Source organism: Psychrobacter pacificensis, assembly GCF_018336615.1.
Classification (GTDB): Bacteria; Pseudomonadota; Gammaproteobacteria; order Pseudomonadales; family Moraxellaceae; genus Psychrobacter; species Psychrobacter pacificensis.
On sequence record NZ_CP048752.1, the window covers coordinates 2,886,246 to 2,909,279 of the forward strand.

21 protein-coding genes and 1 riboswitch are annotated in these 23,034 nt (G+C 45.2%); of the genes, 9 read left to right on the plus strand and 12 right to left on the minus strand.

Annotated elements, in window-relative coordinates:
- The first annotated feature begins 318 nt into the window (after positions 1-318).
- Positions 319-609: an oxidative damage protection protein gene (locus tag GYK50_RS12225; protein WP_058023955.1), complete on the plus strand. Its 291-nt coding sequence runs from the start codon at positions 319-321 to the stop codon at positions 607-609.
- A gap of 83 nt (positions 610-692) precedes the next feature.
- Here the strand turns inward: GYK50_RS12225 and phoU are convergent, their stop codons facing one another.
- From phoU to pstS, 5 genes are all read right to left on the minus strand, one after another.
- Entirely contained in the window at positions 693-1,475 is a 783-nt protein-coding gene (gene phoU, locus GYK50_RS12230; RefSeq protein WP_212564031.1) for a phosphate signaling complex protein PhoU, read from the minus strand.
- 100 nt (positions 1,476-1,575) lie between these two features.
- On the minus strand, positions 1,576-2,496 hold the full coding sequence (gene pstB, locus GYK50_RS12235) for a phosphate ABC transporter ATP-binding protein PstB (RefSeq protein WP_201587587.1): 921 nt from the start codon (positions 2,494-2,496) through the stop codon (positions 1,576-1,578).
- A gap of 77 nt (positions 2,497-2,573) precedes the next feature.
- Complete coding sequence (gene pstA, locus GYK50_RS12240) at positions 2,574-3,386, minus strand: phosphate ABC transporter permease PstA (RefSeq protein WP_379542906.1); 813 nt, start codon at positions 3,384-3,386, stop codon at positions 2,574-2,576.
- A 153-nt stretch (positions 3,387-3,539) separates the two neighbouring features.
- Complete coding sequence (gene pstC, locus GYK50_RS12245) at positions 3,540-4,493, minus strand: phosphate ABC transporter permease subunit PstC (protein WP_093069746.1); 954 nt, start codon at positions 4,491-4,493, stop codon at positions 3,540-3,542.
- A 217-nt stretch (positions 4,494-4,710) separates the two neighbouring features.
- Positions 4,711-5,883 (minus strand): phosphate ABC transporter substrate-binding protein PstS, encoded by a 1,173-nt coding sequence (gene pstS / locus GYK50_RS12250; protein ID WP_212564032.1) that lies wholly within the window; start codon positions 5,881-5,883, stop codon positions 4,711-4,713.
- A 292-nt stretch (positions 5,884-6,175) separates the two neighbouring features.
- Positions 6,176-6,331, plus strand: a riboswitch (TPP riboswitch).
- 246 nt (positions 6,332-6,577) lie between these two features.
- Here pstS and thiC point away from each other — a divergent pair.
- Complete coding sequence (gene thiC, locus GYK50_RS12255) at positions 6,578-8,689, plus strand: phosphomethylpyrimidine synthase ThiC (RefSeq protein WP_284718907.1); 2,112 nt, start codon at positions 6,578-6,580, stop codon at positions 8,687-8,689.
- 74 nt (positions 8,690-8,763) lie between these two features.
- On the opposite strand, the gene GYK50_RS12260 is transcribed toward thiC, so the two are convergent.
- Both GYK50_RS12260 and GYK50_RS12265 read right to left on the minus strand, forming a co-directional pair.
- Positions 8,764-9,654, minus strand: coding sequence for a fructose bisphosphate aldolase (locus GYK50_RS12260; protein WP_212564033.1), 891 nt, complete (start codon positions 9,652-9,654; stop codon positions 8,764-8,766).
- Between the two features lie 177 nt (positions 9,655-9,831).
- The gene (locus GYK50_RS12265) at positions 9,832-10,680 is read right to left on the minus strand and encodes an EamA/RhaT family transporter (protein ID WP_212564034.1); all 849 of its coding nucleotides are present in this window, start codon (positions 10,678-10,680) and stop codon (positions 9,832-9,834) included.
- A gap of 361 nt (positions 10,681-11,041) precedes the next feature.
- On the opposite strand from GYK50_RS12265, the gene GYK50_RS12270 reads away from it, so the two are divergent.
- From GYK50_RS12270 to GYK50_RS12280, 3 genes are read left to right on the plus strand one after another with little or no spacing between them, the layout of a single operon-like run.
- Positions 11,042-12,955, plus strand: coding sequence for an ABC transporter ATP-binding protein (locus GYK50_RS12270; protein ID WP_212564035.1), 1,914 nt, complete (start codon positions 11,042-11,044; stop codon positions 12,953-12,955).
- 37 nt (positions 12,956-12,992) lie between these two features.
- Entirely contained in the window at positions 12,993-13,883 is an 891-nt protein-coding gene (locus GYK50_RS12275) for an alpha/beta fold hydrolase (RefSeq protein WP_212564036.1), read from the plus strand.
- A 20-nt stretch (positions 13,884-13,903) separates the two neighbouring features.
- The gene (locus GYK50_RS12280; RefSeq protein ID WP_186475303.1) at positions 13,904-14,521 is read left to right on the plus strand and encodes an alpha-ketoglutarate-dependent dioxygenase AlkB family protein; all 618 of its coding nucleotides are present in this window, start codon (positions 13,904-13,906) and stop codon (positions 14,519-14,521) included.
- Positions 14,522-14,553: 32 nt separating this feature from the next.
- On the opposite strand, the gene GYK50_RS12930 is transcribed toward GYK50_RS12280, so the two are convergent.
- The 5 genes from GYK50_RS12930 to GYK50_RS12300 form a co-directional block, all read right to left on the minus strand.
- Positions 14,554-14,658: an EcsC family protein gene (locus GYK50_RS12930; protein ID WP_222436685.1), complete on the minus strand. Its 105-nt coding sequence runs from the start codon at positions 14,656-14,658 to the stop codon at positions 14,554-14,556.
- Entirely contained in the window at positions 14,646-15,230 is a 585-nt protein-coding gene (locus GYK50_RS12285; RefSeq protein ID WP_186475304.1) for an EcsC family protein, read from the minus strand. The genes GYK50_RS12930 and GYK50_RS12285 overlap by 13 nt, the downstream gene beginning before the upstream one ends.
- Before the next feature lie 226 nt (positions 15,231-15,456).
- Positions 15,457-16,482 carry an NADP-dependent oxidoreductase gene (locus GYK50_RS12290; RefSeq protein WP_186475305.1) on the minus strand — a complete coding sequence of 342 codons (1,026 nt, stop codon included), beginning with the start codon at positions 16,480-16,482 and terminating at the stop codon, positions 15,457-15,459.
- Positions 16,483-16,660: 178 nt separating this feature from the next.
- Complete coding sequence (locus GYK50_RS12295) at positions 16,661-17,416, minus strand: endonuclease/exonuclease/phosphatase family protein (protein ID WP_186475306.1); 756 nt, start codon at positions 17,414-17,416, stop codon at positions 16,661-16,663.
- A 204-nt stretch (positions 17,417-17,620) separates the two neighbouring features.
- Positions 17,621-18,733, minus strand: a complete 1,113-nt coding sequence (locus GYK50_RS12300; protein WP_058023597.1) for an AOC03_06830 family ribosome hibernation factor — start codon at positions 18,731-18,733, stop codon at positions 17,621-17,623.
- A 553-nt stretch (positions 18,734-19,286) separates the two neighbouring features.
- On the opposite strand from GYK50_RS12300, the gene GYK50_RS12305 reads away from it, so the two are divergent.
- The 4 genes from GYK50_RS12305 (at position 19,287) to GYK50_RS12320 (ending at position 23,029) form a co-directional block, all read left to right on the plus strand.
- The gene (locus GYK50_RS12305) at positions 19,287-21,488 is read left to right on the plus strand and encodes a M3 family metallopeptidase (RefSeq protein WP_186475307.1); all 2,202 of its coding nucleotides are present in this window, start codon (positions 19,287-19,289) and stop codon (positions 21,486-21,488) included.
- On the plus strand, positions 21,489-21,746 hold the full coding sequence (locus tag GYK50_RS12310) for a YheV family putative zinc ribbon protein (RefSeq protein ID WP_058023599.1): 258 nt from the start codon (positions 21,489-21,491) through the stop codon (positions 21,744-21,746).
- 142 nt (positions 21,747-21,888) lie between these two features.
- Entirely contained in the window at positions 21,889-22,437 is a 549-nt protein-coding gene (locus tag GYK50_RS12315) for a hypothetical protein (protein ID WP_071002597.1), read from the plus strand.
- A gap of 28 nt (positions 22,438-22,465) precedes the next feature.
- The gene (locus GYK50_RS12320; protein ID WP_071002598.1) at positions 22,466-23,029 is read left to right on the plus strand and encodes a hypothetical protein; all 564 of its coding nucleotides are present in this window, start codon (positions 22,466-22,468) and stop codon (positions 23,027-23,029) included.
- The last annotated feature ends 5 nt before the right edge of the window (positions 23,030-23,034 follow it).

Genomic DNA, 23,034 nt, shown 5'->3' on the forward strand with positions numbered 1-23,034 from the left:
GGCAAGACGTGCTGATAACACCTTATAGATTTGTGTCTGTTTAATAACAGACACGAGATACCCTTTGCTAAATTGACCAAGAGCGTTATCATAGGCTCATATGATTATTTAACTTGCCTGCTAGGGCGTATTATCATTTAGATGGCGAAGCTTAAAATAAGATAAATGGTAGTCAAACAAGGAAAAAACTGCAGAGAATATCGGTATATTCACAAAGTTTTTGACGATGTTTGACAAGATTTAGCCATTTTAAGACCGCTAAATGATTTAATGGGCTAATTGATGGCATGCCCTAATATGATAAATAAGGAACACCTGATGACTGAGACTTTTAATCCCCAAGACAATACTGTATTTTGCCGTAAATACAAGCAAGAACTACCAAAAATGCCGCATCCGCCCTTCCCTAACAAAAAAGGCCAAGAGCTACAAGAAACAGTCTCTGACAAGGCATGGAAAGAGTGGCTAGAACATCAAACCATGCTCATCAATGAGAACCATTTGAGCATGATGGATCCTGAAGCCAAAAAATTCTTGACCGAGCAGCGTGATAAGTTTTTGGATAACGAAGATTATGAGCGTGCCCAAGGCTGGACGCCAGAAAGCTAGGCTGAGACCACTGCATTACACCCATAAAAAACGCGCTATAGTAAGCGCGTTTTTTACGTAAGAAGACTATTTTGCCTGCGTTATTAGTCGTCATTACTTTCTAAAGCTTCGTAGTCTTCGACTGACATCGTGCTCACTTGACGAGCAGCCAGACGATCATTGGCTTCTTGCACTGCTTTTTCGACCATGGCGTAGTCTGAATGGCGTACATCTTGACCACTGATATAGTTGATGACCAGCTCGGCCACGTTTTGTGCATGATCACCGATGCGTTCAAGCGAGCGCAAAATCCACATGATATTGATGACCTTTGAGACTTGTCTTGAGTCTTCCATGATATAGGTCATCAACGCGCGAATGGCAGATTGATATTCGTTATTGACCACACTGTCATTGCGCATGACTTCAAACGCCTGCTCAGCATTTGATTGACTAAAAGCCTCTAGCGCGTTGTTAAGCATCAGTCTTACCTGATTGCTCAAATGCTGTACCTCAGCATAACCGTAAGACGATTTGCCTTGTGCCGCGATTCTGTTTGCCATTTTCGCGATTTTTACCGCCTCATCACCAATACGCTCCAAATCTACCACGCCTTTACTGATCGACATGACTAAACGCAAATCTCCTGCGGCAGGTTGACGCTTAGCAACCAACAATAAAATATGTTCATCGAGCTCAACCTCCATGCGGTTGATATCAAAATCCATCTCGATGACCTCTTGAGCCAGTGTCTCGTCTTTATCGATAAGTGCATGAATGGCTTTGGCTACTTGGTTGGCAGCACTATCACCCATGTACAAAAACAGACGGATGGCTTCATCAAGATCTTGGTCAAAACTTTTGGAGATATGCTTATCACTTTGCATGAGAGGTATTCCCTGAAATCTATATTTTAGTAGCGCGATATGCTGGTTGAGTGAAACGACCCAACTTCAGTATTAGCTCTTCAGTACTAATTAATCGGCCCTAACCATAGCGACCAGTAATATAATCTTCTGTTGCAGTTTGGGTAGGTTTGGTAAAGATCTGATCAGTCTCACCCATCTCGATCATATCGCCTAGATACATATAGACGGTATAGTCTGATACCCGCGCCGCTTGCTGCATGTTGTGGGTAACAATGGCGATGGTATAGTCATTTTTGAGATCTTCTATCAGATCTTCGATAGCGCTCGTCGAGATAGGGTCAAGCGCAGACGTTGGCTCATCGAGCAGCAATACTTCAGGCTTGGTTGCGACACTACGGGCGATACACAGACGCTGCTGCTGACCACCTGATAGCGACAGGCCGGATGCTTTTAGTTTGTCTTTCACTTCTGGCCATAGCGCCGATTTTTTTAGTGCCCACTCCACGCGATGATCTAGCTCGTCTTTGCTGAGCTTCTCATAGAGTTTGACACCAAAGGCAACATTGTCATAGATCGACATGGGAAACGGGGTTGGCTTTTGAAATACCATACCGACCTGCGCGCGTAGCAAGTTGACATCGATGTCTTTGCCCAAAATATTGCGCCCATCAAGGTTGATAGCGCCCTCTGCACGCATTCCTGGATACAGATCATACATGCGGTTAAAGGTACGTAGCAGCGTCGATTTGCCGCAACCTGATGGACCAATGAACGCCGTTACTTTCTTTTCTGCGATATCGATATTGATGTTTTTTAATGCCTGAAAATCATCGTAGTAGAAGTTAAGATCGCGGACTTCCATTTTTGCTTTGGGCATGTTTTTGGGCATATCATGAATACTTTGCTTGGTGAAGTCAGCAGTATTGGGTTGCTGCGATTGCGCACTATGAGACGTGGTCCTATTTAACAAGCTGTCTGTTGTACTGTTAAAGCGATCAGCCGTTGTTTCTGTGCGGGCTTTGCTTACGACATCATTCATAATATTATCCAACCTAGCTTAGTGTATTTCGTATAAATATAAGTAAATACTTGGTATTTTTGCAGCGATATCTGTCTTTATTTGACCTGACCGCGATTGCCAATAAATCTTGCCAAAATATTCAATACCAAGACCGACGCTGTGATCAGTAGCGCGGCTGCCCATGCCAGTGTGTGCCAGTTATCATAAGGACTCATCGCAAACTGATAGATGGTATTGGGTAAGTTGGCAATTGGCTGACCCATATCGGTACTGAAATACTGATTATTGAGGGCGGTAAATAGCAATGGCGCCGTCTCACCAGTGATACGAGCAAAAGCCAAAAGTACCCCTGTCGTCAGTCCCGCTTTGGCAGCTTTGATAGTCACTTGCGTCACCATTTTCCACTTGGGCGTGCCAAGTGCATAAGCCGCTTCGCGCAAGCTATTGGGCACCAGATTCAGCATATTCTCTGTGGTACGTACGACGACTGGAATGACAATCAATGCCAATGCTAATGCGCCTGCCCAACCAGAGAAATTTTGACCCTTGACCATTAAAGCATATATAAACAGACCAATGACAATGGATGGTGCCGATAATAAAATATCGTTCAAGAAACGCGTCACTTGGCCAAGCATACTGCCTCTAGAAAACTCAGACAAATAAATGCCAGTCATAAGCCCGATGGGTGCACCGATGAACAATCCTGAAAACGCCAGCATGGCAGAACCCACGATCGCATTGCGCAAACCACCTGGGCTCATCGGCGGCGGCGTGTCAGCGGTAAAAATTGGCAGCTGCACCATACCTTGGAAGCCTTCAATAAACAGCGTCACCAAGATCCATGATAACCAAAATAAGCCAAACACCATGGCTGTCATGGCAAACCCCAAACCCAGCTTATTCATCCAGCGACGTTTGTTGTACAGACTTTTGTTGTAACGCCCCACGCTGCTTGGTTTGGTGGTCATGGGCGCATTCATCGCATTGTTAGCAGCCATACTATTTATTTCCCATATCTTTTATCAATATCAATCGAGATCCAATAACCATGCTTAGGCTTATCGGTTACCTGCTTTGTGATCCATGCGCATGAGCATCAGTTTGGCCAGCGACAGCACGATGAAGGTGATGATAAACAAGATTAAGCCCAGATGCAGTAAAGACGCTAGATGCAGCTCACTTGACGCTTCGGCAAACTCATTGGCCAATGCTGAGGTGATGGTCACACCAGAAGTAAATAGACTTGGGCTGATATTGAACGCATTACCGATCAAGAAAGTCACTGCCATGGTCTCACCGAGCGCACGACCCAGTCCCAAAATCACGCCGCCAACGACACCCGCTTTGGTATAAGGCAAGATAATCTTGAACATCACTTCCCACGTCGTCGCACCCATACCGTAGGCCGACTCTTTGAGTAGATCTGGCACCACAGAGAAAACATCACGCATGGTGGCGGCGATAAAAGGGATAATCATGATGGCAAGTACCAAGGACGCGGTAAACATCCCTAGTCCCATGGGTGCGCCTGTAAATAGCTTGCCGATGATAGGTAGCGGGCCCACATGCTCAATAAACCATGGCTGAATGTGCTCACCAAAGAAAGGCGCAAAGACAAACAAGCCCCACATCCCATAAATGATAGAAGGAATACCTGCCAACAGCTCAATGGCAATACCAAGCGGTTTTTTGAGGAACTTTGGACACATTTCGGTCAAAAATATCGCAATACCAAAACTGACTGGTACAGCGATAACAATCGCAATAAATGACGTCACCAAGGTGCCATAAATAGGCGCGAGTGCCCCGTACTCATTGGCAACCGTATCCCAATTATTACTGCTATAAAACCCCAAACCAAACTCTTGGATACTCGGCCACGCCCCAACAATCAGAGACACCAAAATGCCTCCTAACGATAGGAGGACGAGTATGGCAAACGCTTTGGTAGAGTTGACAAATAAAGCGTCGTAACGTTTTTGTTTAGCCAGTTGGGACCTTAAGTCTGTCATAAGTGTCTCAGCATTGAATGGGTGAATTCAAAAAAACTAGGGTGTTCATTTCGTTTTATGACAGCAAACGCAACTTGTATCCGTACTAATGGTTATCGTGAAACATAGCGATTAGTGTTTTGGTCAAATTTGCTGTGATAAAACCTCTCAAACCACTACCGGAGAATAGTGGCTTAAGAGGAAATCAAAAAGTCATTAAGCAGCTTGTACAGATCGTTTATTGCGCTGGCTTATAAACTGGCTGTCCATCGCTACCTTTGACCTCATTCCATTTCTCTTTGAATAGAGCCACTGCTGTATCAGAGAATGGGACATAGTCTAGCGCCATGGCATCATCATCACCTTGGGTATACGCCCAATCAAAGAAGTTCAACACGCCAGCGACTTGCTGAGGATTCTCTGGTTGCTTGTGTACTAAGATGAAAGTAGCAGCAGCGATTGGCCATGCTTGATCCGTCTCAGAGTTGGTGATGACTTTATAAAAGCCTTCTTGTTGTGACCAATCGATGTCGCCAGCGGCGGCAAAGGTTTCAGCAGATGGCTGCACGATATTGCCCGCGGCATTTTTAAGCGCGGCATGTGACATGTTGTTTTGCTTGGCGTAGGCATACTCCACATAGCCGATAGAGTTTTTCATGCGGTTAACGTAGCTTGAGACGCCCTCATTACCTTTACCACCTGCACCAGTCGCAGAGGTTGGCCACTTGACCGTTTTATCAACACCAACGCTGTCTTTCCAATCTGGTGATACCTTGGCGAGATAATCGGTAAAGTTAAACGTCGTACCTGAACCGTCTGAGCGGAATACTGTGGTGATGGCGGCATCTGGCAAAGTCAAATCTGGGTTCATGGCTTTGATCGCAGGATCATTCCAGTTATTGATTTTACCCAGATAGATATTGGCTAAGGTTTCACCATCTAGCTTTAACTGACCTGGCTCAACGCCATCGATGTTAACGATTGGCACAACGCCACCAATCACGGTTGGGAACTGGATAAGACCAGACTCTTCAAGCTCTTCAGGTGTTAATGGCGCATCAGAAGCACCAAAATCGACGGTTTTTGATTGGATTTGTTTGATACCACCAGATGAGCCAATAGATTGATAGTTGACTTGGCCACCTGTGGCAGCGTTATAGTCAGAAGACCATTTGGCATAGATCGGCTGCGGGAATGATGCGCCTGCACCTGTGATATTCATGGCGATGTTTTCAGCAGATTTGAAACCCGTGTCAGCAGAAGGCGTTGCCTGAGTCTGAGTGGTGGTTTCAGCCGTGGTAGCGGCGCTACTGGTCGTATCAGCAGCTGGTTCTGCCGTCTCTGTTGACTTATTACACGCCGTAAGCATTAATGTACAACTAACGGCCACTGCTAATAACGAATAACGCATGTAGGACTCCTGAAGTTTAACAACGATATAAAAAGGCATTGTTTGTGATATGAGCGTTATCTTGCCAAATCTTTATGACAGTTTAATGACAACCTCTCAAATCCTGCATTCGCTTTACACAATATTTAGCAATCGCCTCTAAGTATCAGTAATATCAAAGAATTTTAATTACTATCAATAGCTCCTGTTCTTTGTATCCATGCTAAATAGCAAAATAAGCGCCTGATATTTTCATCCAAATTCCATTAGCCGTTAACGCAGAATTTTGTTAGTATGAAAGGGATTTACAACACTGACAGACTCGGGGTGCGGTGTAGCATTGGCCTACTTTATTAAACGTTTATAGTTAAACATTGATAAAAGTAGCCACCTATCTACATTCGCTGAGAGATCACCCGCCGAACCTGATGCGGTTAGTACCGACGCAGGGAAGTCTTAAGCACGTTGTTATTGATGACAACGGACGCGTAGAAATACTTTTTTATCATCGCTATTGTCTAACGATGCACGCCGCATACGTAGATAACGAGAGAAGATAGAAAGGGGCGTCCACTATTTGATGACCATTAACCGCGACAACTTCTTTGCTCGCTGTTAGGTGTTGATAATATAAATTTGTCTGAATGACGAGTGTTTGCCCCGCAGCTACTGGCGGTGTTGCTTTTATTCAAAAACCAACACGCTAGGACAGCATATGACTATTTCAAACAGCAGCTCTTTTGACAGTGCCTCAGCGGCATCACAAGTCCAAACGCACAACCCAGCCGATAACATACCTCTCGTATCAGACACCAAAGCCGATAAAAAAGCCGACGCACTAAAAACGCCTGCCCACCGCGCCGCCAGTGATGCACGCTTTGAAGAAGACGCGCGCGACTTACACCGTATCCTACCCGCCTCGCGCAAAGTCTATATCGAAGGCTCACGGCCTGATATTCAAGTACCGATGCGTGAAATCAGCTTAACGGATACGCCAGTTGGCGGTACGGGTGATAAGGATGGCGAGCACAATCCGCCTTTTTATGTGTACGATACTTCAGGTGTGTACACTGACCCCAATGTCGAGATTGATCTGACCCGCGGTCTACCCAAACTGCGTGAAAACTGGATCGCTGAGCGCGGTGATACCGAGCAACTAAGCGGTCTATCTAGCTCGTACGGGCAAGCGCGTGCTCGTGACATCAGTACTGCCAACCTCAGGTTTGCTCATATTGACAAACCGCGCCGTGCCAAAGCAGGGAAAAACGTCACGCAGATTTACTACGCGCGTCGCGGCATCATTACCCCTGAGATGGAATATATTGCGATACGTGAGACGCAAAAGCAGCATGAACTGACTGACATGCGTCAACATGAGGGTGAGAGCTTCGGTGCCAATATGCCCAAAATTATCACCCCTGAGTTTGTCCGTGATGAAGTAGCCGCTGGACGCGCAATTATCCCCAACAACATCAACCACCCTGAATCTGAGCCAATGATTATCGGGCGTAACTTTTTGGTAAAAATCAATGCCAATATCGGCAACTCAGCGCTCGGCTCATCGATCGATGAAGAAGTCTCCAAAATGACGTGGGCCACGCGTTGGGGCGCGGATACCATCATGGATTTATCGACGGGCAATCACATTCACGAAACCCGCGAATGGCTAATCCGTAACTCGCCTGTGCCGATTGGTACCGTACCGATTTATCAAGCCTTAGAAAAAGTCGATGGCGTCGCTGAAGATCTGACGTGGGAGATATTCCGTGATACCTTGATCGAGCAAGCCGAGCAAGGTGTGGATTACTTTACCATTCACGCAGGCGTCCTGCTCCGCTATGTACCGCTCACCGCAAAGCGTTTGACAGGTATCGTCTCACGCGGTGGCTCTATCATGGCGCAGTGGTGTCTGGCGCATCACAAAGAGAGCTTTTTATACACGCATTTTGAAGATATCTGCGAGATTATGAAGCAATACGATGTGGCGTTCAGTCTAGGTGATGGCCTACGCCCCGGCTGCTTGCAAGATGCCAATGATGAAGCGCAGTTCGGTGAGCTACGCACCCTTGGAGAATTGACCAAAGTGGCATGGGAGCACGACGTACAGGTGATGATTGAAGGCCCTGGACACGTGGCGATGAACCGTATCAAAGAAAACATGGACTTGCAGCTTGAGCTGTGTGCGGACGCGCCTTTCTATACCTTGGGCCCATTAACGACTGACATCGCCCCAGGTTATGACCATATCACCAGTGCGATTGGTGCGGCGATGATTGGCTGGTTTGGTACCGCGATGCTATGCTATGTCACACCAAAAGAGCACTTGGGTCTACCAAACAAAAAAGACGTCAAAGACGGCATTATTACCTATAAAATCGCTGCACACGCCGCCGACCTTGCCAAAGGTCACCCTGGTGCACAGGCGCGTGATAATGCGCTATCCAAAGCGCGCTTTGAATTCCGCTGGGATGATCAGTTCAATTTGGCGCTCGACCCTGATACCGCGCGCGAATATCACGATGAAACGTTGCCAAAAGATGCGCACAAGTCGGCACACTTTTGCTCTATGTGTGGTCCGAAGTTTTGCTCCATGAAAATCACGCAAAACGTGCGTGAGTATGCAGCAGGACTGGACAAAGATGCCGCCAATAAAAAGGTAACGCCGCAATCAGGCGACTTAAGCGATGATGATCATTTGATCAAAAAAGTCGATACAGAACTGGTCGGACAAGTAGGCGAAGCCAGTGCTGAAGAAGTCCGTCAAGGCATGGCTGAGATGATGGAAAAATACAACAAGGAAGGACGCCAGTTATACAAAGAGGTATAAGCTTTTTACTATAATAAAAAAGCCCAAACCTGACTATCAGGTTTGGGCTTTTTTAGTTTATGTATTTAGTAATATCAAACCTTCGACGCCTGATAAATCTCCTCAATCGACGTATTAATGGTATCGGCAAACTCTTCATCGCTTTGCTGCTTACTCAACCCTTCGGTAAAGGCGCGCGAGAAGCTGGCAATCATACCGGGGTTTTGTTTGAGCTTCGCGCACGCATCAGTGCGGCTATAACCACCAGATAGCGCCACGGCTTTGAGCACTTTTGGATGGTCAACCAGTTCCTGATAAAATCCTGCTTCCTCAGGCAATGTCAGCTTGAGCATTACTTGCTGTTCGTCATTTAAGCGTTCCAGATTACGCAAAATATTGGCTTTTAATAGCACTTCGCAATCATGTTTTTGGGCACTATCAATATTAACCTCTGGTTCAACGATTGGCATCAAGCCTTTTGAGATGATTTGCTTGGCCACATCAAACTGCTGCTGTACAACGAGCTCAATACCATCGACATTTGGCTCATAAATGACTGAGCGCATCTTGGTACCAAATACTGGATAGTTCTTGGCTTTATCTAGCAACAGGTCTAGATTAGGCATCGGCTTCATGACTTGGACGCCGCTCATCTGCTCCGCCAAACCTTTATCTACCTTCAAGAATGGAACGATTTGCTTGTCTTCCCACAAATAGTTGGCGGTCGACTTACCATTGACGTCGCGCTCCATGGTATCTTCAAATAAGATCGCACCAAGCACACGCTCATTGTCAAAACAGTCGCACGTCATGATACGGGCACGCATCTCATGCACCAAATCAAACATGGCCTCATCATTCTCATACTCATCGCCGCTGATGCCGTAATTCTCTAAAGCCTTTGGTGTGCTGCCGCCACTTTGGTCGAGCGCAGCGATAAACCCTGAACCGTCTTTTATGCGCTGTAACTGATTGTCGTATTCCATTGAAAGTACATCCTATTTTTATTGAGTGAAATTAAACATTATAAATCAAGCTTTCTATCACCTATATAAGGTCTGCTATTTGTAGATGACCTTATCATAGGATGATAAGTATGCCTATATAGAAAACGTGACAACATCACTAAAAACTCTACTGAATTCTTCTTTGGACAACATATCTCACGCCAAAAATAAGACGCCCACACAGTATACTGCGAGTAGCAGCCCCACCAAATTGATGCGATTGAGTCGTTCTTTAAACACGCCCACTCCGATCAATGTGGCGACTGCGATGACACCCACGTTCATCCCCGTAAACACAATACTAGGTGAATCGGAGAGCACTTGATGGGCTCTGACATAAGCGTAAATATTACCCATGTTGAGCGCGCCAAGTAGCAATCCAGCGACAAGGGCGTCTGCCTGCCAGCGCACCCGAGTGACGAGCAAATAGACGAGTAATAATAACCCTGCGACGCCAAAACTCACAAACAGTGTCAACGGAAAAGCAGTACCCTGCTTGGCAACCTGCTTAAACAAGATATCGATGATGCCGTAACCCGCCCATACACCGAATAACCACAGCGGTGTGTATTTTGTTTGCTTAGGGGTATCTGTCTGCTGTGGTCGATAAACCAGTGCTCCTAGTGCCAAAAAGCCAAGTACCAATCCCAGCACACGCGTATCTGTCAGCACCTCACCAAATAGCAAAAAAGCGGCAATGATCGGAATAATCAATGATAGGCGCTGGGAGGCATCCGTTGCCACCATTCCCACCGCCTCAATAGCACGTCCAAGAATGATAAACACGGCCGGTAGCAAGATCCCAAGCGCGATGATGATGCCCCAAGCACTGTCTAGCGCATGTATGGCGCCGACATCAGGCTTCAATAAAAGCCAAGTCAGTAAAAAAGCGACGGGATAACCTGCGACAATGGTCTGACGAATATCCATTTTCTTTTGGCGTAGTATTTTTAAAAGCACTGAAACAGCGACGCTACACAGCACCGCAATGGTTAGATACATCATTAAGGCCTACCTTTTGAACCCTAGTACTGGGTATTTATTATCCATACACTGGTGGCGCAGCATCAAGTAAGCCGCTTTGTATTCCACTGATTTCATTAAAAAATATGATTACAACGCTCATCATTCGATCAACTAAGCCAGTTGCGGTCTAGAAGGTAGCAAAATATATTTTTGACAGCAATCTATTTATCCGTATTTCCATGCGCGTTATTGGCAATAACGTATCAACCAAAAGCACTATGCATGGATAAATTACAATTTACTGCACGCCTGATTGCCAAGTTTTGATAAAATACCCTGCTATTTTATTAACATAAGTAACGACTCAAAACCGTTCTGTTTTGACGTATTATTGCCGCCTATGAACGCTCTCTTTCGTTTTTTTGAATCCCGTCTTCCTGCCTTCCCAGAAACGCCCATGCCATTGCCTCGTAAGGGGTTATTGAAGTTTTTGTGGGCCTGTACTCATGGTTTGCGTGGCTGGCTGTTCTTATTTATGATCCTCTCCGCAGGTGTTGGGGTCTATGAGGCCATGTTGTTTGCATGGATTGGTAACTTGGTGGATTGGCTGGGTGCTTATACCCCGCAGACACTGTGGGCAGAAAAAAGCGACATGCTACTGCTGATGTTTGCTGTCTTAATCCTCAGCCCATTTTGGATTGGCTTATCGTCATTGGTACATTTTCAAGTGATCCAAGGCGTGTTTCCGATGCAGATGCGCTGGCGTTTTCACCGCCGAATGCTTGGGCAGTCGATGCAGTTTTATCAAGATGAGTTTTCAGGACGTGTCTCAGCAAAGGTGATGCAAACGGCATTGGCCGTGCGTGATACAGTGATGACCATCACCGATATGATGATGTATGTGGTGGTGTATTTTGTCACTACTGGGGTGATTTTGTTTAATCTAGACAGCTTGCTGCTCATTCCATTTGCGGTTTGGTTTGTACTGTTTGGGCTTTCCATGTGGTACTTTATTCCGCGCCTCAAACGTACGGCCATTGTCCAAGCGGATGCCCGTGCGTTGATGACAGGACGCATCACCGATGCTTATGCCAATATCATGACCGTCAAGCTGTTTAGCCACTCGCAGCGCGAATTGGGTTATGCCAAATACGCGATGAATCAGTTTTTGGGTACGGTACACGCACAGATGCGCTGGGTCAGCTATCTTGAGGTCGTCAACCATGCCATCAGTGTGACTCTGATTGGCTCGACTGCAGCTATCGGTGTATATTTGTGGCAACAAGGTGATGTGGGTGTTGGTGCGATTGCCGCAGCGACTGCTATGGCACTGCGCTTAAACGGTTTGACCCACTGGATTATGTGGCAGACTACCAGTTTGTTTGAGAGTATTGGTACGGTACAAGATGGTATGCGTACTCTATCAGCCCCGCAAAAAATCGTCGATAAGCCTAATTCGCAAACACTAACGGTCACTGATGGTCGTATTGTCTTTGATCATATTGATTTTGGTTACGAAGAGGATATGAGCGCTGCCGATGATGAAGGCGCGCGCGTCGATGAGGCGCACACTGCAGGTACCGCACTGGCGAGCAACCGTGTGAAGCTGCTAGATGACTTTTATTTGGACATCAAACCAGGTGAAAAAATCGGTCTGGTCGGACGCTCTGGGGCAGGCAAATCAACCTTGGTGAATTTACTACTACGCTTCTTTGATGTCGATAGTGGCAAAATCTTTATTGATGGACAGGCAATTGATGAAGTCACTCAAGAGTCACTGCGCCAGCAAATTGGCATGGTGACCCAAGACACCTCGTTATTGCATCGTACCATCCGTGAAAACATTGCTTATGGTCGTCCAGATGCCACCGATGCTGAAATTATTGAAGCCACTAAGCAAGCCCAAGCATGGGACTTTATCAAAGACTTAAGCGATGACAAAGGCAACACCGGCCTTGATACTCAGGTCGGTGAGCGCGGCGTCAAACTCTCAGGTGGTCAGCGCCAGCGTATTGCCATCTCCCGCGTAATGCTGAAAAACGCACCAATTTTGCTGCTTGATGAAGCCACGAGTGCCCTTGACTCTGAAATCGAATTTGCTATTACTGAAAGCTTAAACGACATGATGACTGGCAAAACCGTGATTGCCATTGCCCACCGTTTATCAACCATTGCGGCACTGGATCGACTAGTAGTGATGGACAAAGGGCGTATTATTGAACAAGGCAGTCACGAGGCGCTGCTCGCACGCGATGGCGTCTATGCTAAATTATGGCAACGTCAAAGCGGTGGTTTCTTAGGTGAAGACAACTAAGACCCATCAAAATAAATCACAAGGAAGTGTTTATTTTATGGAAGCATTTACAAACAGCATCAATCTTGATGGTAAAAAAGCACGTTACTATCATCTTAGCCAGCTCAATCAGTCAGTTCAAACAGATAACCATCGCCGCACACCCGCGCATTTTTATGGTGGTAATAGTTTCACCGTTGGTACCTATACGCCATTGCTAAATGAGCTGGCAACTGAGTTTGATATCAGCTCACTTGCCCTGCGTGGCTATTGGTATGACAAACCGCACAGCCGTCGTCTAACGCGTGAGCAAGATGCTGACCTGCTTATTGAGTTTTTAGAAAAAACACAAGATAAGCCTGTCGTCGGTATCGGACATTCACAAGGCGCAACCGCCACAGCCATGGCAGCAGCCAAACGTCCAGAGCTATTTTCGCAGCTATATCTGATAGAGCCTGTCACATTCACCAAAAACCAAGCTATTTTGTATAATCTGTTACCGCGCTCTATCCTGCTGAGTCGTGAGCCTTTCAAAAGCACAGTAAATCGGCAATCTACGTGGCCAAGTGTCGATGCTTATTATGACAACTTGCGTGCGCAGCGTGCTTATAGACGCATCAGTGATGAACACTTGCAGATATTTGCCGAACAGAGCTTGAGCAAAAATCCAAATGGAAGTTACAGCTTGATGTTTGCTCCAGAGCAAGAGCTGGCCAACTATTTTGGCGCCCCTCATATCGATGCCGCGCTCAAAAAACTACGCTGCCCCTATACGCTGATTACCGGTAAGCCTACTTTATTCATCAATGATAAGGTACGACAACAATGGCAAAAATTTGTGCCTGATAGCAGCATCATCTCATTGCTAGACTATGGTCACCTGCTGCCAATGGAAGCGCCCAAACTGTGTGCTCAGATCATTCAAGAGCACTATCAACGCAGCAAATAATGAGAGATAACTATTAATCTATGACTGACCTTTTTGCGTCCGCACCCACAGATAATATATTGCCCTATGATGGTAATGTAAACGATCTAGGCATAGTCATAAACGATGCCAATGTCCTCTATAATACGTTGCTAAATGGGTTGCCTTGGCAATCGGATATAGTGACGTTATTTGGTAAAACTCATGTGACGACTCGCCAAATTGTCTGGATGGGAGACACGGATGCAGATTACCAGTATTCAGGGCACACGCGACAGACAATACCATGGTCAGATATAGTGTTCCATGTGAAACAATATGTAGAAAAAGCGTTGGCAGACATCGGTATTGCAGCACATTTCAACACCTGCTTGCTCAACTATTATCCAACTGGCACTGATGGCATGGGCTATCATGCCGATGATGAAAAAGAGCTCGGTCATCAACCAATCATTGCATCTCTCTCCCTTGGTGCCACCCGCAAATTTGTTTTTAAGCACAAAAAAACTCAAGAAAAAGTCGCGCTTTATCTTGAGTCTGGACAATTAATTGTCATGCATGGGGAGACACAGCGCTTTTGGAAGCATACAATCACGAAAACAAAAACAGTCGATACTGGACGGATTAGCCTAACCTTTCGTCAAATGCTTGCAAACTAAAACTGCCATGGTCAGGTTGAGTAAACGATTACCTATGCAATGCGATCTAAAAAACGTTCACGGTAGCATTGATACGCCGCTTCACAGACATTGGCCGTATAGTTGGCATTAACACCGCCTGCCACTACTGCACCCACCGCATGAATGCTTTGCGCGCTTCAGCAGAGGCAGGAGTAGCCACCGCCAACAAAGACATGGCAAACAACTGTTCGCCTTTATCATTCATGTCAAAGCCATAGTAAGTCGCATACTCTCCGATAGCGCGTAGATTGGTAGAGATAAGACCAACGACGTCGGCAGGAATACCTACCCAGCCAACCACCCCTGTCGTCACGCCTTGCGCACTGGTTAGCGCGACATATTTACTTTTGAGCAGCTTGACTTGTTTATCGACAACCGCAATTGGTAGATGTTTGATATCAGAAAGCGTCTTGATTGATGAGCCTTTAATATCAGGCTCCTCTTGATAGCTCTCGATAACGCCTTGAGTGTTCAATGTCCAATTGGCGGCATTACTCAAAGTACTAATGGTTTGCTCAGTTGCTTTTTTTAAGGCATCGCCGAATTGCGGCACATCCATTAATGCATCACCTGCCGCGACAATAGGCGTATTAAGGACCGCAAAAGCTTTGTCCAAAACACCTTTATCAGGGTTTTTCCATGCTTCTATTTCTTCACGCACTTGCGCTTCATAGGCGACATGATCCATGACTTTTTCGTCTGTTTTTTATTCTCTGTATCTTTATTTTCAATGTCTTTATTCATAGTCATAGAACATCCTTTGTTATTACTTCATTTATCAGCGTGTCTCTCACTATCCCACAGCAGACAACATTAGAGAGTAGGCCTGTTGTGTTGTCAGAGACACCATTCTTGTAGAGTTTTATGAAGTACGTAAAGGACCCTATGATTTTTAAAAAACTGGTTAGCGCCTCTTATTCAGAAGCAGCAAGGACAATCTTGCCAAAGGCATCACCCTTTTGTAGCTCATGGTGCGCGGCTACCACTTCTGATAAAGGATAGATTTTTTGGATTTTTAAGGTTAATTGACCATCAGCAACGAGCTGTAAAACACGCGCCATATCATTACCACTACGCTGCGCTTTATACCCTGATACTGCTAAGCTTTTTTGCTCGCCTGCTTCTTTGAGTTTATCCACCCAAATGGTTGGCAACACATTCACGCGCGCGCCCGATTTGAGCACACTCAGGGCGCGCACGCCAGCATCATCGCCAACTAAGTCAAGTAGTACGTCGGCTTGCAAGTCAGGGAACGCTTCGTCTTTGGTATAATCAATCCAGCCTGCCAGCTTGTCAGTATCGATAAGCTCACCGAGCTTGGCATATTTTTCTGGTGAGCAAATAACTGTGACCTTAATATCATCACGGCTTACTTTGTCCATTAATAGCTGTATTAATAAGTGACCGACGCCGCCTGCTGGTGCATTGATTACGACATGCTCACCCTCTTTGATATCTGCAAATTCCACAAACTGTAGCGCTGTTTGCCCAATGCACGGCAATGCCCCTGCCTGCTCTAATGTCACACTCTCTGGCACTTTGGCAAGCATTTTGGTGTCTACCGCCACGTACTGCGCATAGCAACCACCAGTAAAGGTCAAGGCGGCAACGCGATCTCCAATAACGAACTCATCGCTGTTGCTATCAACCACTGTACCTGATACGTCAAACCCTAAAATAGCAGGCTGGTTATTGTCGAATTTTTGTTTTTGGATATTTTCTGCGCCCCACCCTTTGCCTTGGCGGGTTTTATAATCGACAGGGTTGATACCGGCATAGGCGACTTTGACCAATACCTGATCGTCCTGTAATTCAGGGATGTCGACACCATCCTGATATATCATTACTTCTGGTTCACCGAATTCACATATCAGGGCAGCGTGCTGGGTATTGGGGAGTTGAGGTTGTTGGTTATTGTCGTTAGTAGATGGCGTTGCCATAGTGATATATCCTTATATTTTGTTTATTAGTTAGTGCTTACTATTTATTGCAAGTTAGATGACTATTTCATAAGGGGCAATTTTAGTCGATAGTATTTTTGCTAAAAAGATGTTTTAGTCTCGATAGATTATCAAGGCAGTGCATCCGAGCACATCACCACCAAGTATTAAGAAAGTATTAAGGCAGCATCAGTTCTGCACTAATCGGCAAATGATCCGACAATGATGACCACGGCTTCCCACCATGTACCCATGCGTCTTTGACAACCAAATTACGCAGATAGATACGATCTAAACTGAGCACTGGCAGTTTTGCTGGGAATGTCGGTAGCAATTTGCCATGACAATGTCTAAATGCTTCTATCATACCAAGCTCGGTAGCCAGTTTGTCGCAAGACATCTTTTTCCAATCGTTAAAATCGCCTGCCAAGATGAGCGGTTGATCAGGTGCAATCTCATTTCTTACATAATCGCTGATGGCCTGATATTGCTTGATACGGTCACGCTCAAACAGATTTAGATGCGCGCACAGTACAACAACTGGTCTGTCCCAACCGATAGGCTGCACTTCACAATGCAGGACGCCGCGCTGCTCTAGCCGATTGACCGTAATATTGACATTGTGCTTTGGGTCTAATGGGAACCGGCTTAATACGGCATTGCCGTGATGACCATTCTCGTATTCTGAGTTTTTGCCATAGCTATTTTCTAAATCCAAAAATTCGCCAAACCATTCATGCTGAGACTGATTGGGATATTCGTTATATTGCATATTGCGTTTAAGGTTTTGCCCTTGCACCTCTTGCAAACATAAGATGTCGGAGCCCACCGCTTCTAACGCTTGAGCAATACCTTGCATTTTCACCTGACGGTTTAGTGGTGACATGCCTTTATGAATGTTGTAGCTGGTCAAAACAAAAGAGGTGGTAGTCATAATTTGGTTAATTGTACGCTCAATATTTATGGAGTAAAAATCAATAGCTCAGCTACGATAACACCCAGAGTGATAGTAATGAAAGAAATAAAAAGAGCACTGGCTCATATCGAACCAATGCTCTCATATTACACCTATGCATTATTGATGGCCAATTCATAAATGAATATCGCACGTAGGTGTTATTGTTAGATCATCGTTAAATTAGTAACGAGTAACCAACGCGATTGGTTGATCTTCACCCATGATATCTTGTGGCATAAATACAGCTTTACCACCATTATGGATGACATGCTCGATGATTTCACCGATCGCATCATCAGTCACGCCTTCTGCGCTAGCGTCGCTTACAAGGCTTAGAGTTTGCGCTTTTTCATCAATTTTGGCAGATTGGATATAGCCACGACGTACATAAAGGGTCTCGCCAGCGCCTTGGAAAGCGCTACGGTATACTTCCTGCAGATCAGTCTGCAGCATATTCGCACCGCGGGCTTTATCGATTTCGCCCAAAGCAGCATGATGTAATGATGTACGGTATTCTTCTACCGCTTCTTGTACACTATCAACGATATGCTGAGCGCTGCCATCTTCTAAATTAGTAACATTTGACACGGTAGCAATGATGTTGTCTGGACGGTCGCAGACTTCTTTATAGTAACCGATGTTTTTGGCGTCACCAACGATCACGAGTGGCATTTTGTGCTCACCCCATAGCTCTTGTACGCTTTTATCGACTTGATTAAAGTATTCTTTTAAGTGGCTGCTTTCATTATTTGATGAACGATCTGACCCACCGTCACCTGTGGTATACAGCCCGTTATTTTCAACAGGAAACTGGATATTTTCCATGTTGTTTTGTATGTCGTCATCTTTATCAAACTCTCTAATGACGCGATCATTTGATGCTTCAATCAGACGAGAATTATCGCGGGTTAGGACAACCGTGTAGTAATGTACCGCACTGGCCATATCACGCACCAAATCACGAGTGGCAAAGCTGTCTGATATGACAACGCGCTCGGTCGTATCGATTGGCATACGGACGATTTGCACATCATCTGTACTAGCAAATATCGCTAAAGTATCAAGATTATAGTTATGATTTAATTCTTTGGTCTTTGCATGAATATTATCTAAAATAGTCGTCGCTGTGCTCTTATCATATTCTTTATTTAGGCGGTCTTCGACAACTTTCAACTGATTTTTTAGAGCGATAGGATCTTGCTCGTTAGCTGGATGCGCGCGGTGGGTCTTAACAAAGATACTTACCGCTGGATTGGCTTTGGTTTCACGTAAGCTTTTAAGAGTCGCTTTCATATATTGCTCCTTGTTTTATTATCATTTACTGTCGATTTTATACATTCTTTTATGAGTACAATGTCAGGGCATCTTGCCTTATTTATTATTAATAGCAGCTCTAATCATTGTCGGTAAACAACGAATTATTCTGTCAATTCATCAATATTTTTTGTCCATTGTCTATCTGTACGCCTGATCGGCGTACAATTTTTAAATTCCTTTATCTTGATGCTATCAGCTACCCTAAGCTCGCTATAGGGTTAATTTGCAAGCAAATGATAGCACTTTGTAAGTAGAGCACTCTGTATTGTTAAAGATTTCTAACATCTCAACTTACTATATTATTTGTCGTTTCCTTTGAGCATTCACTTTTAGTTTAAGCATTCACTCTTAGTTTATAAGTACTCAGGTTGTATTTTGACTAAATGAACCCATCTTTTATATAACTAAATATAAATTTTAAATGGCGCGAGTCGTAGTACATCGCAAAGTTAGATCGTATCAAGCGCGATTTAAAAGCTACGTTTGCCCAATGTTTCTTTCATAATAATCATTAATATCGGATACCTTTATGTCTCTTCCTTCTTCAGATTTGCGCCTTGTTGATTTTACCAATGCTGCGCCAAGTACATTACAAACCCAAGTCATCAATGCTATCGACGATGCCAATAGTTTCTTAGATAACTTGACGGCGGGGGCTGACAATAGTACTGGCATTGCAAAATTAAGCGCTGAGCAAGCACTGGCAGATGTGATGCAGTTTGATCATATCAATCTAGCGCTGGATCGTAGCTGGGGAATCTTGTCTCATCTCAATGGCGTGATGAGTAACGATGAGATTCGTCATGTCCATCACGAGCTACTGCCCAAGTTATCGGCTTACGGGACGCGGGTTGGTCAACATCAGCCACTTTTTACCCGCTATCAAACGATCGCCGATGATAACGAGTTTTTTGCGGCACTTGAGCCGGCACGTGCGCGGGCGATCGAGCTGGCACTACGTAGCTTTGAGTTATCAGGGGTCGCCTTGCCTCAAGCTGAGCAAGAGCAGTTTGCCGCGATCCAAAGCGAGCTATCAACCTTATCTGCAACATTCTCAGATCATATCTTGGATGCAACCCAAGCCTTTGCATTGCCTTTAGAAGAAAGTCAGCTAAAAGGCTTAACAGAGAGCGGTTTGGCGCTATTGGCAGATGCAGGTGCACAGTACAAAACGCGTGAGCTTGCTAATGGCACCCTGAGTCAAACAGATATAGACGCGCTTCCGACGCCTTATTATGTCGCAAGCTTGAACATTCCTGTATATCTAGCGGTTATGACCCACGCTGATGATCGCAGCTTACGGGAAACGCTGTATCGCGCTTATGTCACGCGCGCCTCTGAATTTGATACGCATACCAATGCTAAAGGTGAGTCATTAAACAATGCTGACATCATGAGCAAAATTCTCACCTTACGTGAACAAAAGGCCAAGTTATTAGGCTTTGATAATTATGCTGAAGTATCCCTATCGACTAAGATGGCAGACAGTGTCTCAGAGGTAGAAACGTTCCTGCGTGACTTGGCCACTCAAGCGACCCCAGCCGCACAGAAAGATTTAGCACAGTTACAGAGGTATGCGCAGGATTATGGCATTGATAAATTGCAACCTTGGGATAGCGCCTACATCGCTGAGAAAGTAAAACAAAGTGAATTTAGCTTGTCACAAGAAGAGATTCGTCCTTATTTCCCACTGCCAAAAGTGACGAGCGGTTTGTTTGCCATTGTCGAACGTCTATATGGTATTACAGTACAAGAGCAAAGCTATGAGGGTGCAGATGATCATTCTGTATCACGCTGGCACGATGACGTACGTTTTTACCAACTGTTTGATGCTGATGATCAATTGATTGGCGGATTTTATTTTGATTTGTTTGCTCGTAGCGGCAAGCGCGGCGGTGCTTGGATGAGTGGTTTTCAATCTCGTTACAGTTACGAGGAACAAAACCATCAGCAGCTACCTGTTTGCTTCATGGTTGGCAATTTTACGCCCGCACTTGATGGCAAGCCAAGCTTATTGACCCATGAAGAGGTGCTGACCTTATTCCACGAATTTGGTCACGGCTTACATCATTTGTTAACTCAAGTGACGGTCGGTGATGTCGCGGGTGTCAATGGCGTCGAATGGGATGCCGTCGAGCTTCCTAGTCAGTTTATGGAAAACTGGGCTTGGGATGCTGAAGGCATTGCCCTTATTAGCAGTCATGTCGACACTGGCGAGCCATTGCCTAAAGACAAACTTGATGCACTATTGGCTGTCAAAAACTTCCAAAGCGGCCTACAAACGCTGCGCCAGATTGAGTTTGCGCTGTTTGATTTGCTGATTCATGCCCATACACCAGCACTTAATTATGAGGGTATCTTAGCGACTTTAAATGCCGTGCGTAGCGATATCGCTATCATGCAAACACCTGACTATAACCGCTTTGCCAATGGCTTCAGCCATATATTCGCAGGTGGCTATGCTGCAGGTTATTACTCGTATAAATGGGCTGAGCTGCTATCAGCTGACGCGTTTAGTAAGTTTGAAGAAGACGGTATTTTTAACCCAGCAACGGGTAAAGCTTTTCGTGAGTCGATCCTGTCTGTTGGAGGCAGTTTTCCAGCCAAAACCAATTTCGAAAACTTCCGTGGCCGTAGTGCGAACATAGATGCCTTGCTACGCCATAACGGTTTCACTGATGCAAAAAACACTGATGCTGCAAATGCTCAAACAACACGCGAGGCTATCTAAATGCGCTATCAGTCATCAAGCCCTAAACGTCGATTTTTAGCAGGAGTGCGCTGTCCAAAATGCCAGGAGATGGATGCTGTGGTACAGATAAATATTGTTACGCCAGCGCCAGATGAATACATCGAATGCACAAAATGCGGACATTCGGAACATCGCCCTGACCCTGATGCCATCAGCGCCAAAAACCATCTTGAGGATCAGCTTGCTCGCGATGCCATGACAACAGGCACCAGTGGTACAGTCAAGTTCAAACCCTAGTTATCCAGTGTTGTTTCTAGACTACCACCTAAGCAACTCACTATTTCATACTGACTTAAGCCTATCTATCAATAGATAGGCTTTTTATTTTGAGTTTGCTATAGTAGGTCTACTTATATTCTTGACACAAATCGATCATAATATGAACCGTAAAAAAATGCGCCCTTTATCGACCAAGCCTTCTAGGGCAACATCTGCGACAGCTGGCCGACGAGTTTGGATTATCCTTATTTTTGCGGTGATACTCATTGCTGTTGGTTACTTACTTTGGGTAAAACCCGAGCCAGAAGTGGTTTCACCTATCATTCAATCAACTACGATGAATAAGCAAACCGAGGCTGCTCAAGCGGCTTCGACTCCACACATCATAACTGATGAGCCTGACACTGTACTCACTGACAGCAGTTTCACTGATGAAAGCGCCAGTGCAGACGACAATAAGGGTGTTGAAACGCGAAACCCTAAAGCTATCTTAAATGCACCGCTGCCAAAGACGGACAGCTTAGCCAAAGAAGAAATTGATCGTTTAGAAGATGAACGTAAACGCTTAGCTGAACAAGAAAAGTTGGCTGCTGAGCAATTGGCAATGAATAAACAGCTAACCGATATGAAAGCAGAACAAATCGCTCTACTTGAACAGCAAATAGCACAATTAGAAGCGGATAGCTCTACTAGTACAGAGACACAATAAACGTAGGATTTTCACAAAGAGGTCTATAATGGCGATTCTGCAACTTACGCATGCCTCTATTTTAAATAGCAATGCACAGCTGCTTGTTTTACCTGTCAATAACGCTGGTGTCATTCTAGACCCTGTGCTCACGCGAGCCAAAACATTGTTTCCTGATAACTATCATCATTATCATAGCGTGTGCCGTGATGGCAGTCTGAGTGTTGGCAGCTGCTTACTGTATAAGCGCACACGTGAGCAATCTGGTCTTGGCATCAGTAGTAACGGCAATCAACCAAGTTATATCGCCAACCTTGCTGTATCAAACCACCCATACCATCCTGCGCGGTCGCGTTGGCTCATCGCGGCTTTGATTGACCTACAGCAGAAATTAATTCCGCTCATACGCTATCAGGGTATCCGTAGGGTTGCGCTACTCGCTCGTCCGCTTATCTCCGATAATCCTCGCGATCCTATATCTAATAAAAATGGGAGTATAAATTCGCTACCTCTAGATTGGCAGACTGATACGTTGCCATTATTGACCACGTATTTACAAGACCTACCAAAACTGCGTATCGATATACATATGCCCAAAAGCATTGATTTATAAATGGC

Excerpts from the sequence above, each read along its gene's own strand:
- GYK50_RS12310 (WP_058023599.1), top strand. The coding sequence starts at position 21,489 with ATGCGCTATCAGTCATCAAGCCCTAAACGTCGATTTTTAGCAGGAGTG.
- pstS (WP_212564032.1), bottom strand. The coding sequence starts at position 5,883 with ATGCGTTATTCGTTATTAGCAGTGGCCGTTAGTTGTACATTAATGCTT.
- GYK50_RS12270 (WP_212564035.1), top strand. The coding sequence starts at position 11,042 with ATGAACGCTCTCTTTCGTTTTTTTGAATCCCGTCTTCCTGCCTTCCCA.
- GYK50_RS12285 (WP_186475304.1), bottom strand. The coding sequence starts at position 15,230 with ATGGATCATGTCGCCTATGAAGCGCAAGTGCGTGAAGAAATAGAAGCA.
- GYK50_RS12260 (WP_212564033.1), bottom strand. The coding sequence starts at position 9,654 with ATGGAATACGACAATCAGTTACAGCGCATAAAAGACGGTTCAGGGTTT.
- pstA (WP_379542906.1), bottom strand. The coding sequence starts at position 3,386 with ATGAATAAGCTGGGTTTGGGGTTTGCCATGACAGCCATGGTGTTTGGC.
- GYK50_RS12225 (WP_058023955.1), top strand. The coding sequence starts at position 319 with ATGACTGAGACTTTTAATCCCCAAGACAATACTGTATTTTGCCGTAAA.
- thiC (WP_284718907.1), top strand. The coding sequence starts at position 6,578 with ATGACTATTTCAAACAGCAGCTCTTTTGACAGTGCCTCAGCGGCATCA.
- GYK50_RS12300 (WP_058023597.1), bottom strand. The coding sequence starts at position 18,733 with ATGAAAGCGACTCTTAAAAGCTTACGTGAAACCAAAGCCAATCCAGCG.
- GYK50_RS12275 (WP_212564036.1), top strand. The coding sequence starts at position 12,993 with ATGGAAGCATTTACAAACAGCATCAATCTTGATGGTAAAAAAGCACGT.
- pstB (WP_201587587.1), bottom strand. The coding sequence starts at position 2,496 with ATGAATGATGTCGTAAGCAAAGCCCGCACAGAAACAACGGCTGATCGC.
- GYK50_RS12320 (WP_071002598.1), top strand. The coding sequence starts at position 22,466 with ATGGCGATTCTGCAACTTACGCATGCCTCTATTTTAAATAGCAATGCA.
- GYK50_RS12290 (WP_186475305.1), bottom strand. The coding sequence starts at position 16,482 with ATGGCAACGCCATCTACTAACGACAATAACCAACAACCTCAACTCCCC.
- GYK50_RS12265 (WP_212564034.1), bottom strand. The coding sequence starts at position 10,680 with ATGATGTATCTAACCATTGCGGTGCTGTGTAGCGTCGCTGTTTCAGTG.
- GYK50_RS12280 (WP_186475303.1), top strand. The coding sequence starts at position 13,904 with ATGACTGACCTTTTTGCGTCCGCACCCACAGATAATATATTGCCCTAT.
- GYK50_RS12305 (WP_186475307.1), top strand. The coding sequence starts at position 19,287 with ATGTCTCTTCCTTCTTCAGATTTGCGCCTTGTTGATTTTACCAATGCT.
- GYK50_RS12315 (WP_071002597.1), top strand. The coding sequence starts at position 21,889 with ATGAACCGTAAAAAAATGCGCCCTTTATCGACCAAGCCTTCTAGGGCA.
- phoU (WP_212564031.1), bottom strand. The coding sequence starts at position 1,475 with ATGCAAAGTGATAAGCATATCTCCAAAAGTTTTGACCAAGATCTTGAT.
- GYK50_RS12295 (WP_186475306.1), bottom strand. The coding sequence starts at position 17,416 with ATGACTACCACCTCTTTTGTTTTGACCAGCTACAACATTCATAAAGGC.
- pstC (WP_093069746.1), bottom strand. The coding sequence starts at position 4,493 with ATGACAGACTTAAGGTCCCAACTGGCTAAACAAAAACGTTACGACGCT.